General features: G+C 47.8%; 16 protein-coding genes and 1 pseudogene. 9 read left to right on the forward strand and 8 right to left on the reverse strand.

Annotated features, from left to right (window positions below):
- The first annotated feature begins 3 nt into the window (after nt 1-3).
- The 8 genes and pseudogenes from NIES1031_RS10740 (at nt 4) to NIES1031_RS10775 (ending at nt 8,934) form a co-directional block, all read left to right on the forward strand.
- Nucleotides 4-438 (forward strand): CBS domain-containing protein, encoded by a 435-nt coding sequence (locus NIES1031_RS10740; protein WP_218596746.1) that lies wholly within the window; start codon nt 4-6, stop codon nt 436-438.
- A gap of 146 nt (nt 439-584) precedes the next feature.
- Entirely contained in the window at nt 585-971 is a 387-nt protein-coding gene (locus tag NIES1031_RS10745) for a hypothetical protein (protein WP_218596747.1), read from the forward strand.
- Nucleotides 972-981: 10 nt separating this feature from the next.
- Nucleotides 982-2,040 (forward strand): annotated as a pseudogene (gnd, locus tag NIES1031_RS10750) (phosphogluconate dehydrogenase (NAD(+)-dependent, decarboxylating)); the annotation flags it as partial.
- Complete coding sequence (zwf, locus tag NIES1031_RS10755; RefSeq protein WP_218596748.1) at nt 2,037-3,416, forward strand: glucose-6-phosphate dehydrogenase; 1,380 nt, start codon at nt 2,037-2,039, stop codon at nt 3,414-3,416. The pseudogene gnd and the gene zwf, both read left to right, overlap by 4 nt.
- A gap of 113 nt (nt 3,417-3,529) precedes the next feature.
- Nucleotides 3,530-5,221 (forward strand): alpha-amylase, encoded by a 1,692-nt coding sequence (locus NIES1031_RS10760; RefSeq protein WP_143167750.1) that lies wholly within the window; start codon nt 3,530-3,532, stop codon nt 5,219-5,221.
- 120 nt (nt 5,222-5,341) lie between these two features.
- Entirely contained in the window at nt 5,342-5,809 is a 468-nt protein-coding gene (locus NIES1031_RS10765) for an Hsp20/alpha crystallin family protein (RefSeq protein ID WP_073549380.1), read from the forward strand.
- A 2-nt stretch (nt 5,810-5,811) separates the two neighbouring features.
- Nucleotides 5,812-8,289, forward strand: coding sequence for an endopeptidase La (gene lon / locus NIES1031_RS10770; protein WP_073549415.1), 2,478 nt, complete (start codon nt 5,812-5,814; stop codon nt 8,287-8,289).
- A gap of 18 nt (nt 8,290-8,307) precedes the next feature.
- Nucleotides 8,308-8,934: a MarC family protein gene (locus tag NIES1031_RS10775; protein ID WP_073549381.1), complete on the forward strand. Its 627-nt coding sequence runs from the start codon at nt 8,308-8,310 to the stop codon at nt 8,932-8,934.
- 19 nt (nt 8,935-8,953) lie between these two features.
- Here NIES1031_RS10775 and NIES1031_RS10780 read toward each other — a convergent pair whose 3' ends face one another.
- The 3 genes from NIES1031_RS10780 to groES form a co-directional block, all read right to left on the reverse strand.
- Nucleotides 8,954-10,654: an ABC1 kinase family protein gene (locus NIES1031_RS10780; RefSeq protein ID WP_218596749.1), complete on the reverse strand. Its 1,701-nt coding sequence runs from the start codon at nt 10,652-10,654 to the stop codon at nt 8,954-8,956.
- A gap of 57 nt (nt 10,655-10,711) precedes the next feature.
- Nucleotides 10,712-12,346 carry a chaperonin GroEL gene (groL, locus tag NIES1031_RS10785; RefSeq protein ID WP_073549383.1) on the reverse strand — a complete coding sequence of 545 codons (1,635 nt, stop codon included), beginning with the start codon at nt 12,344-12,346 and terminating at the stop codon, nt 10,712-10,714.
- A gap of 137 nt (nt 12,347-12,483) precedes the next feature.
- Nucleotides 12,484-12,795: a co-chaperone GroES gene (gene groES / locus NIES1031_RS10790; RefSeq protein WP_073549384.1), complete on the reverse strand. Its 312-nt coding sequence runs from the start codon at nt 12,793-12,795 to the stop codon at nt 12,484-12,486.
- A gap of 339 nt (nt 12,796-13,134) precedes the next feature.
- Here groES and ftsH point away from each other — a divergent pair, with 339 nt between their 5' ends.
- The gene (gene ftsH, locus NIES1031_RS10795) at nt 13,135-15,108 is read left to right on the forward strand and encodes an ATP-dependent zinc metalloprotease FtsH (RefSeq protein WP_073549385.1); all 1,974 of its coding nucleotides are present in this window, start codon (nt 13,135-13,137) and stop codon (nt 15,106-15,108) included.
- A 541-nt stretch (nt 15,109-15,649) separates the two neighbouring features.
- Here ftsH and NIES1031_RS10800 read toward each other — a convergent pair.
- The 5 genes from NIES1031_RS10800 to NIES1031_RS10820 form a co-directional block, all read right to left on the reverse strand.
- A complete protein-coding gene (locus NIES1031_RS10800; protein WP_073549386.1) occupies nt 15,650-16,144 on the reverse strand; it encodes a GNAT family N-acetyltransferase in 495 nt (164 codons plus the stop codon).
- Between the two features lie 210 nt (nt 16,145-16,354).
- Nucleotides 16,355-17,152 (reverse strand): LmeA family phospholipid-binding protein, encoded by a 798-nt coding sequence (locus NIES1031_RS10805; RefSeq protein ID WP_084544309.1) that lies wholly within the window; start codon nt 17,150-17,152, stop codon nt 16,355-16,357.
- 237 nt (nt 17,153-17,389) lie between these two features.
- Nucleotides 17,390-17,548 carry a hypothetical protein gene (locus NIES1031_RS23765; protein ID WP_143167751.1) on the reverse strand — a complete coding sequence of 53 codons (159 nt, stop codon included), beginning with the start codon at nt 17,546-17,548 and terminating at the stop codon, nt 17,390-17,392.
- 393 nt (nt 17,549-17,941) lie between these two features.
- Nucleotides 17,942-18,454 (reverse strand): hypothetical protein, encoded by a 513-nt coding sequence (locus NIES1031_RS10815; RefSeq protein ID WP_178378106.1) that lies wholly within the window; start codon nt 18,452-18,454, stop codon nt 17,942-17,944.
- Nucleotides 18,417-18,755, reverse strand: a 339-nt coding sequence (locus NIES1031_RS10820; protein ID WP_143167752.1) for an NB-ARC domain-containing protein, incomplete at its 5' end; no start/stop codon positions are given. The genes NIES1031_RS10820 and NIES1031_RS10815, both read right to left, overlap by 38 nt.

Genomic DNA, 18,755 nt, shown 5'->3' on the forward strand with positions numbered 1-18,755 from the left:
TTGATGACGACCGACCCGGTGACTGTAAAGCCGATAGATTCTGTTGAAACGGTTTTGCAATGTCTTGAGGAAAACCACATCAGTGGACTTCCTGTAGTCGATGAAACAGGTAAGGTGGTTGGCGTCGTTTCAGAAGCAGATTTGTTATTCAGAGAGCGTCCTGTTCGCTTGCCATTGTATCTCTCGTTTTTAGGTGGAATTATTTATCTCGAACCGCTTGATCATTTTGTGCAGCAGTTGAAAAAGAGTTTAGGGATTTTAGTTCAGGATGTGATGACACCTAACCCAATCACGATCGCCCCAGATGCTCCTATCTCCCAAGCGGCTGATTTAATGCTAGAGAAACGAGTAAATCGTCTACCTGTTGTGGATGAAGCGGGCGCACTGGTTGGGATTATTACACGGGATGATCTATTACGTGCGTTGAAATCAGATTGATTGCATGACTCTTCCCAGAGAAGTTCGCAAGGAGCTACAGGATCATGATCAGCAAAATTTCAGACTCGCTTCAAGGTGATAATCGCTCAGCGTTATCATTCTCTTCTTCGCTCCGTTCCCAGATCAGTGGCTTTTTAGAATTGAGTTTGCTGATCCTTATTTTCGGCGGCTTGGGCTGGTTCACGGTCACTAATCATTCTCCAATCAGCGCGATTTTGTTGATGATTGCAACCGCAGGAGTGCGTGGCTGTTGGCTAGCGGGGTTTCCAGTTTGGGCTGGCTTACTCTCGCTGACGTTTAGTGCTACCTGGATTCTGGTTGGTGCCCTGACGGATAGTGGCATCTATGGATGGGCAGTGGCGATCGCCCTCAGTTGGATGAACGTTTTTTTACTCGATATTAGCCTGTCCCATCTGATCGACCGTTTCCATCAAACTGGATGGCGTTACTCGCAAATCTTTTGGCTTTTGACTATTATCTACACTCTTAGCGCAATGATAGGAGGAATTCTGTCGATTCTATGGAAAGTCTAAATGCAAAAAGTCGATGGATGAGATTTTTGTTATGGAACTCGGATTAATCGGACTAGGGCGGATGGGTGCTAGCATGGCACGTCGGCTAACACAAGCTGGACATACAGTTATTGGCTACACTCGCCAACCTGAAAAAGCAGAGGCATTAGTAAAGGAAGGAGCGATCGCCCGTGGCGTGACTGCTTTCTCTAATTTAGTGAATGCGCTTGCCAAACCCCGTACCTTCTGGCTGATGTTGCCAGCCGCAACAGTAGATGCTACATTGCATGAACTAGTACCTTTGCTCGATGCAGACGATATTGTAATTGATGGCGGCAACTCCTACTACGTTGATGACATACGTCGCGCAGCTCAGTTAAAAGTCAAAGGCATTGAATACGTGGATTGCGGCACCAGCGGCGGCATTTGGGGAGCGGAACGCGGCTATTGTTTAATGATTGGTGGCAAGGTAGCCACAGTAAACCGATTGCATCCCATCTTTGCGGCCTTGGCTCCTGGGGTTGCCGCCGCAACACGCACACCGGGTCGTGTAACAAGGGTCGGAACGGTGGAGCAAGGCTATCTGCACTGTGGCTCTCACGGTGCTGGGCATTTTGTCAAAATGGTGCATAACGGCATTGAATACGGCATTATGGCAGCCTATGCTGAAGGGCTAAATATTCTGCACTACGCCAATATTGGTAAACAGGCGCACGCTGTGGATGCAGAAACAACGCCTTTGCGAAATCCAGAGTTTTACCACTACGACTTTAATCTTGCCGATATCGCAGAGGTGTGGCGTAGAGGCAGTGTGATTAGCTCCTGGTTACTCGATTTAACGGCAACTGCCCTGCTCAAAGATCCCCAATTAAACGACTTCGATGGTCATGTGTCTGACTCTGGAGAAGGACGATGGACGCTGATTGCTGCTGTTGAAGAAGGCGTTCCGGCGCCTGTTTTGAGTTCAGCCCTCTACTCGCGATTTAGCTCACGGGGTCAAGCCGACTTTGCAGATAAGCTGCTCTCTGCTTTGCGCTATGAGTTTGGTGGACATGTGGAAACCTACCGTTCTGGTTCTGGAGGTAAATGATCGTAGCCACACCGTCTGATGCACTTGTCTTGTTTGGAATCACAGGTGATTTAGCCTACAAGAAAATCTTTCCAGCGTTGCAGGCAATGATTCAGCAGGGACACCTGGATATTCCGGTGATTGGGGTAGCAAGGCGTGACTGGAGCATTGAGCAATTACAAAGCCATATTCACAGCAGCCTGGAGGAACGGGAAGGGGTGGATGAAGCTGCCTTTAAGAAGCTGTGTTCATTACTTTGCTACATTTCAGGAGATTATGGCGATCGCGCGACTTATGAAAAGCTTTGTCATGTCCTAGAAAACTCAAAGAGTCCCTTATTTTACTTAGCGATTCCGCCCAGCCTGTTTAGCACCGTCGTAGCTGGATTAAAGCAGGTCAATTGTTCTCAAAATGGGCGTGTCATTGTAGAAAAACCCTTTGGACGCGATCTTGCATCTGCACGCCACCTGAATCAAATTCTCCACACGCTGTTCTCAGAAGAACAAATCTTTCGGATTGACCATTATCTTGGCAAAGAGCCAGTTCAGAATCTGCTTTATATGCGCTTTGCCAACTCCCTATTAGAACCCATCTGGAACCGTACCCATGTTTCTAGCATTCAAATAACAATGGCTGAAACTCTCGATATTCAGGGGCGCGGCAAGTTTTATGAAGAAACAGGCGCCATTCGAGACGTCATCCAAAATCATCTGCTTCAAGTGCTTGCATGCCTCATTATGGAGCCACCACTCACCGAGGATAGTGATGCAATTCGCAAAGAAAAAGCACGTATCTTAAAAGCAATTCGTCCAATTGATCCGTTCGATGTTGTTCGGGGGCAATATCGTGGCTATCGCCAGGAGACTGATGTTGCCCCTGACTCTAAAGTAGAAACGTTTGCAGCGATCAAGCTCGAACTCGAAACCTGGCGATGGGCAGGGGTGCCAATTTACCTGCGCGCGGGGAAATGTCTACCGATTTCTGCAACAGAAGTGTTACTCAGGCTCAAGCGTCCTCCTCAAGATGTGTTTGGTGAACGGGCGTTTGGATTGGCGAACTATTTTTACTTTCGTCTCAGTCCTAATATGTTAACCGCGATCGGAGTTCGCTCTAAAGCACCCGGTGAGGGAATGGTTGGTAATGAAGTAGGACTGGTTGCTCAGGTTGAACCTGCGAGTGAAATGCAACCCTACGAGCGCCTCTTAGGAGATGCAATTAAAGGAGAACCCATGCTGTTTGCCCATCAGGAGGAAATAGAAGCCCAGTGGCGAATTGTGGAGCCTATTTTGACCAGAAAATCGCCAGTTTATGAGTATGAACCCGGCACATGGGGACCTCCCCTTGCCGATCGCCTGACTCCACTCGATGGTGGTTGGCATTTTCCACTTTTAGATTGAATGGAATCAATCAAATTTTGCCCTGAAAATGATCTTAATGATCTTAATTGAGGTCACTATCATGAACATGAGGGAAAATGACTTGACACGCCTGGCATACGGAGGAAAACCAAGTGTCTTCTGAGCTAAATGGTGTCATGTTGCAGGGCTTTCACTGGTTTCTCCAGGAAAATAGTTTTCCCGGTAGCCAGGGGAGAAAGCTTTGGCAGTTTCTCAGAGATGAAGCTCCTCATTATAGATCTATTGGCATTGATGCAATTTGGATTCCACCAGCCTACAAGCCAGCTTTCAATCGCACAAATAGCGTTGGCTATGATGTCTATGCTCACTTTGAGCTTGGCGAATTTCCCATCTCTGGCGATCCCGATCCGAATCCAGAAACTAAATATGGCAGCAAACAAGATTTACTAGCAGCCATCGAAGCACTACACAGTGATGGCACAAATCAGCGAATTCAAGTTTATGCCGATGTGGTTCTCAATCACAAAATGGGAGGTGCTCAGGATGACTATTGGCAGGCAATTCGAGTTGAGAAAGATAATCGCAACATAGAGCGTTGGTGGGATGGCTACGAAAGCGGTCTAATTGAAATTCAAGGGTACACAAAGTTTGAATACCCAGATCGGCAAAATAAGTACTCTAGCTTCAAATGGTATTCTCGCCATTTTGATAGTGTGGATGCCGCCGCAAAAATTCGCCAAGGGGACTGGGAATTTTTTGAACCGTCTGGCAAATATATTTATCGCTACTTGTTTAACGAGGAAAATTATATTCCCCAAGTCAAATCTTTTGCCCAATGGGTATCCCTAGAAAAAGGGAATTACGATTATTTAGCAGGCTGCGATCTGGATTATGGGCGCTATGATGTGCGGGAGGAAATGAAATACTGGGGGTCTTGGCTCGTTCAGGAGCTTGATGTGGATGGCGTGCGGCTGGACGCAGTGAAACACATTAATGCCGACTTCATCCGCGAATGGCTAGGGCACGTTCGCTGGTCTACTGGTAGAAACTTATTTGCTGTTGCAGAATATCTCTCTGGGGATCTTAATGCCCTCCATGCTTATATTAAACGGGTTACATCAGAAGGTGACTATCCCCAACGACTTTGTTTATTTGACTTTCCCCTGCGATTCAAGTTTGGTGATGCCAGTCGTCAGGGGCAAGCCTATGATTTGAGAAACCTCAACAGCAGCACCTTGATGGCTGAACAACCAGCACTGGCGGTTACTTTTGTTGAGAATCATGATTATGAGTATGGTCGTTTCTATGAATCTCATGTCGAGGAGTGGTTTAAGCCGTTAGCCTATGCCTACATTTTGCTACGGCGGCAGGGGTATCCTTGTATTTTCTTCCCCGATTATTATGGTTCAGGCAATTGGTATGAGGCAGAAAGGCAGTGGCATCGCGCTCAACTCTCAGGGAATAGCTATCTCGATCTCCTCCTGCAACTGAGAAAGCAGTTTGCTCTAGGTGAAGAACAATATTACGCCAATCCCAACGTTGCAGGCTGGGTAAGATTGGGGTTTGTTCCTGGCGCAAAGGGGGCTATGGCTGTTGTCATCAATAATGCATACAACCGTGTGGAGGCAATTCGTATGAATACGGGACGTTCGAGCAAACGTTTCTATCACCTGGCAACCATTAAAGCAACGCCAGATGGCTTCCTGGTTGTGCGCGATCGCTACGAAATGTATGGCAGTAAAGCCGAAGAACTCTACACTGATGAATTTGGTTGGGCTGATTTCCTGGCTGATGGCGGCACGGTTGCCATTTGGATTGAAGATGGGGTGGGATTATCGAGTTAAATCAAGTTTGTAAAACCTGATCGCAAATTCGCACCACGATAAACACTAAATTGTCATTCTAAGGAGTCAAAATTTTATTGCAAAATGCCTATTGTTGAAGCTTAAGTACATCTCTGGTGATTGCCAGTTCCAGGAAAAAGACAATTATCTATCAAAATCATCATTGAAACCATCAAATTTATGCGCTACCGTCGATTTAGCTACCGATATACGGGTGTTTTTTCTGGCATAACTTCGCCTTCCCAGTCCACCGTTTGGGAAGGTCAACTTCAGGCAAGCTTTGCCTATCCACAGTGGCAACCCGCCGCCGACCTCTATGAAACGCCCACCGCCCTAATTGTGAAAGTTGAAGTGGCGGGCATGGTGGAAGAAGACTTTGAAATTTCCCTCTACGAAAATGCCCTGATAATTCAAGGTGTGCGCCCCTGGGAGAGCTTTGAAGGGGAGGGACTGTACCACGCTGTTAACATTCACTATGGTGCTTTTCGACTGGAAGTTCCCATCCAGCAGCGAATTGAGCGCGATCGCATCCAAGCTCGTTACGACCGAGGATTTTTATATGTAATTATACTTAAAATGGAGGTATGATTATGAACATTGATTCTATCAGTACTGATCGGAGTCCCGAAACAGACGCCCAAAATATTGCCAAAATTCCCGATGCCTTACCTGTATTACCTTTGATCAATACCGTTGTTGTTCCCATGGCGGTAGCTCCCATAGTCGTCGGGCAAGAGCGATCAGTCAAGCTTGTAGATGAAGTCATGCGTACTAATCGGCTAGTGGCACTGGTGGCGCAGCGGCACCCAGAGGCCCGTCCAGCAGGTCCGGATGATATTTACCGTATGGGGACAGCCGCCATTATTCACCGACTGTTGCGTTTACCGGATGGCACCCTCCAACTCGTCGTTCAGGGACTGGAGCGCATTCGCATCCTGGAATTTCTGCAAACCGAACCCTTTCTGGTCGCGCGGGTAGAACAATCGACCGAGCAGGTGACAGCGAGTACGGAACTGGAAGCGCTGCGCCGCACGCTGGGTGAGTTGTTTAGCAAACTGGTGCCCCTGACGGAGGATATTCCTAACGAATTAGCCGCCGCTGGTGAGAACATTGGCGATCCTCGCCTGTTTGCTTACCTAGTCGCGGCAATGACCCCGATGGAAACTCCCGTGCGGCAAGAAATCCTGGAGTTAGATGCAGTGGAAAATAAACTCCAGCGACTGATTGAGATTGTCCAACAAGAATTAGCCGTACGGGAGTTACAGCAGCAAATTAGCTCGGATGCCCAGGAAAAAATTTCTAAATCTCAACGGGAATACATTCTTCGGGAGCAATTGAAATCAATTCAGCGTGAACTGGGTGAAGAAAACGCAGAACAAGCAGAAATTCAAGAACTACGCAACCAACTGGAAGCAGCCCAGCTCCCCGAAGAAGCCCGTAAAGAGGCATTCCGCGAATTGTCACGCCTGGAACGACTGCCCGCCATTTCACCCGAATATGGCATGATTCGTACCTATCTCGACTGGATGGTAAGTTTACCCTGGAACACGACCACGGGGGAGGCGATCGACCTGGGATATGCGCACCAAGTATTAGATGAAGATCACTATGATCTGGAGAAGGTCAAAGACCGGATTCTGGAATATCTGGCGGTCAAAAAGCTCAAGAGTGAACGCGCTGCTGTTCTGGAAGAGCAATCCTCTGTCCAGGAAAAGGCTCCAGAAGAGGCACTAGCTTCCCAAAAGCCTCCAGAACCGGTGCTAGAAGATATTCGCCGCGAACCGATTTTGTGTTTTGTGGGGCCACCCGGCGTGGGTAAAACTTCCCTGGGACAGTCGATCGCCCGGGCAATGGGACGCAAGTTTGTCCGCATTAGTTTAGGCGGAGTGAGTGATGAAGCCGAGATTCGCGGTCATCGTCGTACCTACATTGGGGCGTTACCAGGGCGCTTAATTCAAGCTCTGCGACGAGCCGAAACGGCTGATCCAGTGTTTATGCTGGATGAAGTGGATAAACTGGGCAGAAGTTTTCAGGGCGATCCAGCAGCAGCCCTGCTGGAAGTCCTCGATCCAGCCCAAAATCATACCTTCGTAGACACCTATTTGGGGGTTCCTTTTGATTTATCCAGGGTATTGTTTATCTGCACAGCCAACACTGTCGAAACCATCCCCTCTCCCTTACTCGATCGCATGGAGGTTTTAAGTCTCTCCGGCTATACCGAAATGGAGAAGTTGCACATTGCTCGTCGCTATCTGCTGCCCAAACAGCTACGGACAAATGGACTCAAGCCAGAGGAACTGGCAATTACCGATGCGGCACTCCAGCGGATTATTCGGGAATATACCCGTGAAGCAGGGGTGCGCAGCCTGGAGCGAGAAATTGGTGCGGTGGTGCGCAAAGTGGCTCGCCAAATTGCGGAAGGAAAAGTGACAGCCACTACCGTCGAAGCCGAGCAACTTCCTGATTATCTGCGTCGCCCCCGGTTTCTTGATGAAGTGGTGGAACGGATTGATCGCCCCGGTATTGCCACGGGTTTAGCCTGGACTCCTGCTGGCGGCGATGTGTTATTTGTGGAAGCGACCATGATGCCTGGACGTGCCGAACAGTTGGTGTTAACCGGGATGCTGGGGGATGTGATGCGTGAGTCTGCTCAGGCAGCCCTGTCCTATGTGCGGTCTAATGCGGAAAAATTGGGGATTGATCCCAAGGTATTTATGGGCAAAATCGTGCATGTGCATGTGCCAGCTGGGGCGACACCCAAGGATGGACCCTCAGCGGGGGTGACGATGGTGACGGCGATCGCCTCTGTTGCCTCTGGTCGCTTGGTTCGTAATGATGTGGCCATGACGGGAGAAATCACGCTGCGGGGCAAAGTGCTACCAGTGGGGGGAATTCGGGAAAAAGTATTAGCCGCCTATCGAGCAGGGATTAAGACAGTGATTCTCCCCCAGCGGAACAAACCGGATCTAGAAGATGTGCCAGAAGAAGTGCGCCATCAGCTTCAGTTTGTACCCGTGAGTGCGGCGGAGGAAGTTCTGGCGACGGCGTTGACACCTGCCAATTCTTGATGCTTCATTATCTTTCCCATGACCTCTTTTATTCTGCGGGCATTCCTCACCCTCTTCGTCGTTCTCGACCCGATTGGGTTAGTGCCCATTTTTCTGACCCTGGCTGGCGAGTATGCGCCTAAAGTGCAAATGCGAATCATTCGTCAGGCGGTTTTAGTCGCAGGAGGAATTTTATTAGTTTTTGCATTGTTTGGGAATAACTTGCTACGTTATCTAGGCATTAGTGTTGAGGCTTTTCAGGTAGCTGCTGGAATTTTGTTACTGAAAATTGCAGTTGATATGGTGTTTGCCCAGCAGCAGCGAGAAACTAAGGCAGAAGAATCGGAAGCCCAAACCCGGACAGACATTAGTATTTTTCCCTTGGGGACTCCTTTAATAGCCGGGCCTGGGACCCTAGCCAGCATTTTAGTCTTGCAGGGGGAAGCGGCAATCTATCCCTTTGGTACGGCGATCGTTTTAGCTATCGCCATGTTCGTATTGTTGCTGCTTTATGGTTCCTTGGCGATCGCCCAAACCCTGACTCGGTGGCTTGGACGGACGGGGATTAATGTCGTTTCCAGAGTGTTGGGAATTTTACTCGCGGCATTGGCAGTGCAGTATGTAATAGATAGTATTTTGGCTCTCATCAAAAAAACATTGTTTTGAGTACATAGAATAAAAGCAATCAAAAGGGACGCAAAAGAGCGATAATGACCCAACTCATCAGCCCAATGCCAGATAAGAGTAAGCCTTGACTAACAATTTCAATCAAAGGAGGAGATAAGGGATCGTGTCCCAATAATTGCTGTAGAATTGCGCCAGAAACCAGCGAACCCATCGACAGGATAGCTAAACTCAAACGGTTCATCCCTTGTTGTTGCGTGTGCAGAAATTCTTGCTCCAGTCGCCAACCTAGATTGATTCCTAATTCTGAGCGCTCCAGGCGATCGAGTAACACTTCAAACCGCTGCGGAAACTGGGTAGTTAACCGGGATAAATAAAGACTCGACTGCACAGCATCCTGCCATAGCTCAGTTCCAAATAGGCGCAGACGAATTGCCTGTTCCACAACAGGACGCGCGACTTCTACAAAGGGAAATAGGGGATCGAGTTGGCGGGCGATTCCCTCCACATTGGCGATCGTTTTCACGAATAACCCAATCGTTCCTGGCATTTGAATATTATTTTCTCGTGGCACCTTCAGTGCTTCATTGAGTAACTCAGCCAGGTTAATTTCTGTTAAAGGCCGAGTATAAAATCTCCTCAGCAAGCGGTCAAAGGCAGACTCAATTGCGCGTAAGTCTACCTCTAAGCGGGTAAACCCCAACTCTCGAATGGCCTGAGTGACAATTTTGGGTCGCTCGTACACAATGCCAATGAGCAGATCGGTGAGAATACTTTGTGTGCGGGGGTCGATCATGGCAACCATGCCACAATCGAGTAAGGCTAATCGGTCTTGAGTTTCATCACCGATGTATAAAAAATTACCAGGATGCGGATCGGCATGAAAAAATCGATCCAGATAGATTTGTTGCATCACCACCTGAACCGCTAAGGTTGCCAGTCGCTTTTTGCGGGGTTCGGGGAGATCAACCTGATTCAGCTTGATCCCTTCAATCCATTCCAACGTCAGAATGCGATCTGTTGTCCAATTCCAATACACTTTGGGAACAACGACTTGTCCAGGTTTCCAGAAACGGCTATTTCTTAGATTTTGACAGAGTTGTTCCGTATTGCGAGCTTCTCGATAAAAATCAAGTTCGCCCAAAAGACTGTATCGAAATTCTTCTGCTAAGCCAGGTAAGTCGTAAGCTTGTCCAAATTTATCTCGACTAAACCAGTTAGCAAGAGATTCTAGAACCTCCAAGTCCCGCTCGACAATTTCTCGAATACCAGGACGTTGAATTTTAATGGCAACAGTTTGACGATTTTTCAGAATCCCCCGATGCACCTGTGCCAGAGAACCAGCCGCGATCGCTACGGGTTCAATGGTGAGAAATTCAGATTGAAATGATTCTCCAAAGTCGTTTTGTAAAACTGGTTCTATTTCACTCCAGGGTAAAGCTGGAACATTGTTTTGCAGGGTTTCTAAGACTGAAATATATTCTGGACTTAGTAAATCTGGGCGAGTACTCAGCAACTGCCCGAGCTTAACAAAGGTCGGACCTAACTCAATGAGAATTTGCCTGAGAACGTGCGGCAGTGGTAAAGCGGGTTGTTCTGGTTGGGCATCTTTGATAATGCGACTGCGGAAGTAATTCCAGCCATTGCGTAAAATGACTTCAACAATTTCAGCTTGGCGTTGGCTAGCGGCGGCTGATTTGGCAGCAAGTAAAAACATGGAAAGTGCTTGATTAACTTCAGTTACCTGACTAACAAATACCACTGAAGAGAGAAACCAATATTCCCTCCTCAATGGTAAGTGTCAGTTTCAGCCGTTACCTTAGTAGTCAAAGTCACCGCCGCCTGCTCCGGCGCCTGCGGGGGTTTTCTCCTTTGGTTCTGGTTTATCAACAACGATACACTCGGTTGTCAGCACCATTCCCGCTACCGATGCAGCGTTTTGCAGGGCACTACGAGCAACTTTCGCTGGGTCAACGATGCCAGCCTCAAACATATTCACAAACGTGTCTGTAGCGGCATCATAGCCTTCGTCAAAGGGCAGCCCTCGCACTCGTTCAGCAATTACCGCACCATTCGCGCCGGCGTTATCTGCAATCCGACGCAGGGGCGCATAGAGGGCACGTGCCACAATCATTGCACCCGTTAATTGTTCATCTTGAAGATTGTTCTTTGCCCATTCTTCCAGTTGAGGAGCTAGGTGAGCAAAGGTGGTGCCACCACCAGGCACAATTCCTTCTTCCACGGCAGCTTTGGTCGAGTTAATGGCATCTTCCAGTCGGAGTTTACGGTCTTTCAATTCAGTTTCCGTCGCGGCTCCCACTTTGATGACAGCAACACCACCCGCGAGCTTCGCCAATCGTTCTTGCAGTTTTTCTTTGTCGTAGGATGAGTCGGTTTCTTCCATCTGGCGACGAATTTGTTCGCAGCGGGCTTTGACGGCTTTTTCATTGCCTTCAGCCACGATCGTGGTGTCATCTTTGGTGATGGTGACACGACGCGCTTTACCAAGCATTTCCAGCTTGACATTTTCCAACTTCAAGCCCGTATCTTCGCTGATTACCTGACCGTTGGTAAGAACAGCAATATCTTCCAGCATAGCTTTACGGCGATCGCCAAATCCTGGTGCTTTGACGGCACAGACTCGCAATACGCCACGCATGTTGTTCACGACCAGGGTTGCCAACGCTTCTTTTTCAATGTCTTCGGCAATGATCAGGAGTGGCTTGGCTGCTCGTGCCATTTGCTCCAGGATTGGCACCAAATCTTGCACTAGGGTAATCTTTCTGTCAGTAATTAGGATATAGGGTTCTTCCAGAACCGCTTCCATGCGTTCTGCATCGGTCACGAAATAAGGGGAAATATAGCCCTTATCAAAGCGCATCCCTTCTGTGACTTCCAGTTCCGTCTGCATGGACTTCCCTTCTTCTAGGGAAATCACACCTTCTTTGCCGACTTTCTCCATCGCCTCGGCAATCATCTGCCCAACTTCAGCATCGTTGCCCGCAGAAATTGTGGCGACTTGGGCGATTGATTTTGAGTCATCAATCTGACGGGCATGTTCTTGAATTCGGTCAACGATAAAGTGGGTGGCTTTATCAATACCGCGTTTCAGTGTCAGCGGATTTGCGCCGGCTGCCACGTTACGCAATCCCTCTCGAACCATGGCATGGGCGAGTACGGTTGCAGTGGTCGTTCCATCTCCCGCAATATCGTTCGTTTTCGATGCCGCTTGCCGCAGGAGAGACACTCCGGTGTTTTCTACGTGATCTTCTAGCTCAATTTCTTTGGCGATCGTCACACCATCATTGACAATTTGTGGTGCGCCGTATTTCTTCTCCAACACCACATTGCGCCCCTTGGGACCAAGGGTGACAGCCACTGCTTCTGCCAGCGCATCAATCCCTTTTTCAAGACTGCGACGAGCGACATCGTTGTACAAAATGGTTTTGGCCATAGATAATTACCTCCCTGAGATGATTGAGATCATGAGCGTAGAACGTTTGACAGGAATCCAGCCGACGAAGCCGAACTTGACAGAAACTAACAGAAACTAAAGCAGATTTTTTTGCTCATTTTAATGAGCAGAGGTCTCTAGGCAACAATGGCAAGCACGTCTTTTTCTGACAGTAAAACGTAATCTTCGCTGCCTAACTTAACGTCTGTGCCGGCATATTTGGAATAGAGAACTTTGTCTCCAATGCTGACCTCCATTGGGATGCGATTTCCTGATTCATCACGCTTACCCGGTCCAATTTGCACTACTTCACCGACCTGAGGCTTTTCTTTGGCGGTATCAGGTAGCAAAATTCCGCCAGATGTTTTCTCCTCCGCCTGAGCTACTTTAATGAACAGGCGATCACCCAGCGGTTTGACCGTGGAAACATTCAAACTAATCGTTGCCATAGGATATTCGTCCTCCAAATACGCAATCTAATTACGCAATGTACGCCTGGTGCTGTCAAACAAGGGTCTTCAGACTGACACCGTACCTACACCCAATAAGTTGACAACTAAATCTGAGGACTTTCTGAGGAATGCTCTCAACAATCTAACGATCTGGTTGGATGATCGTTTTGATCGCGGTACTCATTTTTTCCACAGATTTGAATGTTCTACTCTAATCAGTAAATATGCAGGATTTAATCTTCAGTAGGTTCTTCACAGAAGTAGCGTTTCCCGTCCAGAACCTTCTGAACCTTTGAGGGTTTTCCGAACTGAGGATTGTGAAAGGAAGTTGTGCTTATGCCAGTGGAAACTGAAACTCAACGATCGCGAAAGCAACCCAACCCCAAAGATGTGGGTGGCAGCTTATTGATTTTTCTAGTCACCCTGTTTTTGCTAAACTTACTGATCTTCCCCAACTTGGGTCCGCGACTACCGGAAGTTCCTTACAGCGAATTTGTTGAGCAGGTCGAAGCCGGACAAGTGGAACGGGCGATTGTTACTCCGAATCGGATTGAGTATCAGTTAAAGCCCAAACCCGGCGAAGCCGGATCGCCACGTGTTTTTGCCACAACGCCAGTGGCAATTGATTTGGACTTGCCCAAGATTTTGCGAGAGCATAATGTGGAATTTGCGGCTCCGCCGCCCAGCAACACGGGTTGGATCGGCACCCTCTTAAGTTGGTTTTTACCGCCACTGATCTTCTTCGGCATTTGGGCATGGTTGTTTACTCGCGCTCAGGGAGGACCAGCGGCACTGACGGTGGGTAAAAGCAAAGCCCGAATTTACTCAGAGGGGGATACGGGGGTTACCTTTGCAGATGTGGCCGGGATCGATGAAGCGAAGGCAGAACTACAGGAGATTGTGGATTTTCTTAAGCACGCTGATCGCTATACCCGTCTGGGTGCCAAAATTCCTAAGGGCGTGTTATTAGTGGGTCCACCCGGAACGGGTAAAACCCTGCTGGCAAAAGCGATCGCTGGAGAAGCCGGTGTTCCTTTCTTTAGCATTTCTGGTTCCGAGTTTATTGAATTGTTTGTTGGGGTTGGGGCTGCACGGGTGCGCGACTTATTTGAGCAAGCGAAGCAACAGGCTCCCTGTATTGTATTTATTGATGAACTCGATGCCCTTGGTAAATCACGGGCGGCGGGCGGCCCGTTTGTGGGCGGCAACGATGAGCGCGAACAAACCCTCAATCAACTACTAACTGAAATGGATGGCTTCGATGCCAATACAGGGGTCATCATCCTGGCGGCAACCAACCGCCCAGAGGTGCTGGACCCTGCCCTGCGTCGTCCCGGTCGTTTTGATCGTCAGATTGCGGTTGATCGCCCCGATAAGATCGGACGCAAAGCCATTCTGGAGGTTCATGCCCGACGGGTCAAGCTGGCTGCTGATGTGGATCTAGACAAAATTGCTGCCCGCACGCCGGGATTTGTCGGAGCCGACTTGGCCAACTTGGTGAATGAGGCCGCCCTACTCGCCGCCCGCCAAAACCGGGATGCCGTGACGATGGCCGATTTTAATGAGGCAATCGAGCGAGTGGTGGCTGGCTTAGAAAAGCGATCGCGCGTCCTCAATGATCTAGAGAAAAAGACCGTTGCCTACCATGAAGTGGGGCATGCCTTGGTTGGGGCATTGATGCCAGGGGCAGGAAAAGTTGAGAAAATCTCGATCGTGCCGCGAGGCGTAGGGGCTTTGGGCTATACGCTGCAATTGCCGGAAGAAGATCGGTTTTTAATGGTCGAGAGTGAATTGCGAGGACGAATTGCGACCTTGCTGGGTGGGCGATCGGCGGAAGAACTCATCTTCGGCGAAGTTTCTACAGGGGCAAGTGATGATATTCAGAAAGCGACCGATCTGGCGGAGCGTGCCGTAACCCTGTACGGCATGAGCGATAAATTAGGCCCGGTGGCGTTTGAAAAAATTCAGCAGCAATTTTTGGAAGGCTATCCGAACCCGCGCCGCTCAGTCAGCCCCAAGGTAGCAGAGGAAATCGACCATGAGGTGAAAGAAATTGTCGATGGCGCTCACCATGTCGCTCTATCGGTCTTGCAAACAAACCGGGAACTGCTTGAAGAAACTGCCCAGACGCTACTGCAAACCGAAATTTTGGAGGGCGAAGCATTGCGATCGCCCTTAGAACAGGTTAAACCTCCGGCTGAACTTCAGCACTGGCTCCGCACAGGCCAACTTCCTGAAGGGCAGGATCTGTTGCAAAACACGCTTAAATTAGTCGATCCAAAATCAGTCGGTCTAGCCACGACCGGTTAACCCAGCAATGGCGTGGGAATTTCTTCCCTAAATCCCCCTCGCATCTCCCAGGGCTGATTCATTGATAATAGAAAAATGACAATGAGAGGGGTGCTGGCTTTTTGAGCATGCCGCCCACTTACTTGATTGATACACTCAAGCAAGTCCCCGACTTTCGCACCCAGCGGCGCTACCGGTTATGAGTCTTGGTAGGAACTGGCGTGGGTTGGGGGGCGGTTCGCCAGGGACTTTGCTAGATACCAAATATTTGTGTACACAGTAAGTCATAGTGTGTATTGACTGCAACTGCTTTCAAAAACGCTGTGGCCAAGGGATGAGGCACTTCAGCCGTCGATCGTGCCTGCGGGACAAACAAAGTTCCCATAAAGAAGGCAAGAGGTTTACTTTGTGCGATCGCTCTATCAACAATTTAAAAGTACTTTGTCTAACGATAACTACCCAATAACTATGTTTGTCAGATTTGCCGTATCTATCCAACCATATCCCTCTTGTGTCACTCCTGCTGGAGCGAATTCTAAAATGCTGATGTAGCATGACTTTCCTATTTTGGTAAATCAAATTTGGCAAAAGGGCGAAACCTAAATGCAGCAAGACATCTGAATTTTACTATCGCCAATGTGACAAAAGAGGGATAAGCTACCTCGATCAGCGATTTTTCGCCAATTTCAAGCTCTTGTTCGCGGACTTGTTTTCCTCCAAGTACAGCACAAAATTGGCACGCGGGATTATCGGCGAGAACCCACACTAACATTGATTTAATGCCTGAGCGCCGCAACCTTTGCGCAACAGCTTGTACTAAATACTTTCCAATTTCTTTTCGCTGATAGCTTTGTCGAATGTAAATGGCAGTCAATTCACCCTTGTATATTGGATCGCCTGTACGCTCTGCTCCTCCATTGGCAAAGCCGACAATCTCGCCAGATTCATTCTCAGCAACATAAGTAAAGTTACCGCCGTTTGAGGCTTGGCTGAAGATATCATACCAAGCGTTTGCTCTGCGCTCATATGACAGGTTCACCAAATGCTCGGCTGACACAATCCCTCGATAGGTTGTTTGCCAAGTATCTACTAGATATGAATGGCAATAGCAGGAATATCGTTGTGGGTGGCATCTCAAACTAGCATCATAATTGATAACTCGATCCAGTTATTTTATTCTTAAGATCGCTCCACAACGACCTAATCGAGGAAGTGCAACTAAGATAAACTCAAAGTACTGCCTCAGTAATAACTCAAGGCAACTCAACTAGGCATTCCCAGGAATGCGATCAATTTGGGCGTAGCCGCTGAAGATGAGTTTTTGACCTTGAGTTTCTAAACGGTTGATCCGCATCATAACGCCATCTAAGTCAAAGCGATCTAGGTCAACCATGTTATTCAAAATTTCTGCCAGAGCATTAGTTAAAGTTTGCGAAAGCTCGCGTTGCGCTTCGGGAATGTCTTGAGCTTCAAATTGGGGGTTTTGAAAAGTGACACGTCGGCGTCGTTCTACTGCTAAAGTTGCTTTTAGGCTAATTAGTACGAGTTCGCCGTTACTGATATCTGCTTTAGCAGCAATTTTGACTTCGTTTTCTGGTAACAGTTGGACTTGAACATCGCTGAAAGAAATTGACTCACCACCGGAAATATCGGCTAAGCCTGCTAGAGAAAGATTTTGAAGGCGTTTTTTGACAAGTTCAGCATTGAAAGCATTATTAATGCCATCTTCAGTTAAGGTAACTTGCGCAACCGCTTGTGTAGGTTGTTTGAGCGTGAGTTTACCGCCGAGAACCGAGCTAAAGTCAATCGCCACCGCATCAGTTTCAAACGACATTTCTTCGACATAAAAGTCTTTACGAATCACTAAACCGCGACCGCTCATTTTGAAGCTGTCAATACTACCTTGCAACAATTTACTAGAGGGATAACAGCGGACAGCGACTTCTACCGATTCGCTACGGGTGAACAAATGGCGAATCGTTTGGCTGGCAACTGTGTTGAGCATCCGCTCTCCCCAGTCAGTGCCAGTGGGATTGGTTAAACCACTAAGTCCGCCGAACAACATAACGTTTTAAGCTTTACGGAACGTCTTCCTACCTTTGTAACAAAATGTGAAGAACTCAGCAAGCAAAAGTGTGATCAGCGGTGTTAAACAGGAGTATAAGTAAATGCGATTATGCAGCGTTGGAGGTGATCGCATTTAATTGAAGCCTTGACTCTTTTAGGTTTCGATAACTTCAAGGCGCTTGAGTGATGCAGTATTGGCGCGAGTTTAACTCTGAATATTCGTGATGTTCGTCGCTTAGTAAGAATGAGGCGATCGCATAGTACATAAACACGTTACCTTTGTAACATCCCACAGCCGAATTGTTTCGTTATGACTGCCACTCGCGAGAGTTTTGCCATCTTCGCCGCAACTGGCAAGCATTATACCATCGGGGCTAAAAGTCTCTATCCACACCTAACCAATATGTCCTTCGTAGTTACGTAGGTATTGACCGTCTGCGGCATTCCACACGCGAACACTACCATTAGCATTACTCGTCACAATGAGTTTAGCATTATGACTAAATTCGACCCAGAGGGTATTAACTAAAGCTACGGTAAAAGTTGATTAGGCAAAATGAGCATTTGCAAAATTAACTCGATGCAAGTTCACTCCCGCAAGATATGTTTGCCAAATCGTTAAACCAGAAAAGTCATAATCGCTAAAATCAACATGCAACTGACGTAACAGATTAATTGTGTTACCGCCGCCGTACCCTAAAGTAGTAAATTCGGTTCGTACGTTTTAATTGCTGTTCAATTGCGGCGGAAGCTTGAAACTGGGCGTGTAAGTTGGCTAAAATTGGCGCTACAATGACGCGAATTTGGCTGTCTCGGAGTAGTCTTTGGCTGTCGCTTTCATCAGCGCGTAACGATTGAAAAATTGAATTGTACCTGTTGTAATTTCTGTACAAACCTGTTTAATCAGTTGATCGATCATGTATTCCATGACAACAGGTTGTTGCGTGAATCCTGCGGTATTTATTTCGATAAGCGCTCGCCAATTTAATGATTCTAAAGTTTCGACAATCTGCGATCGCGATACCGCAGGCACAATATCTGCTTGCAACTGTGCGGCTGAAACGGGTTCGCGATTAATCGCTAGCCAGTACATAATTTGTGCTTCTAAAGGTGATAGCCGTTGAATTTGCCGCGCTAATAAATTGCAAATTCCATTAAAAACAATCGTTCCTTGCTGGAGAAAATCCGCAATGCTACCATTCAATAAATCTAAAATTGAAGTTGCGGCAATCTTTAGCGTGAGTGGATTTCCTCGGTAAGATTCAATCAATTTCTTGGTTGCTGCTGAAGATTGTTTCAAAATTATCGAGAATGAGTAAACAACGCAAAGCCTGCAAGTATTCAATCAATCGTGAAATTTTACCACCTACTGTATCTGGTAAGTGAACTTCCTGCTGTTGGGAAATAAATTTGATCAGCACTGTCAATAATGCATTCAGCGATCGAGCGTCGCGGAGACTGCGCCAGATGGCAAACTCAAAGCAGTCTTGCACGCTTTGTGCAACTTTCACTGATAAAGTAGTTTTACCGATCCCACCTATACCCGCCAGGGCTGATTCATTGATAATAGAAAAATGACAATGAAAGGGGTGCTGGCTTTT

This window comes from Chroogloeocystis siderophila 5.2 s.c.1, assembly GCF_001904655.1.
Taxonomy (GTDB): domain Bacteria; phylum Cyanobacteriota; class Cyanobacteriia; order Cyanobacteriales; family Chroococcidiopsidaceae; genus Chroogloeocystis; species Chroogloeocystis siderophila.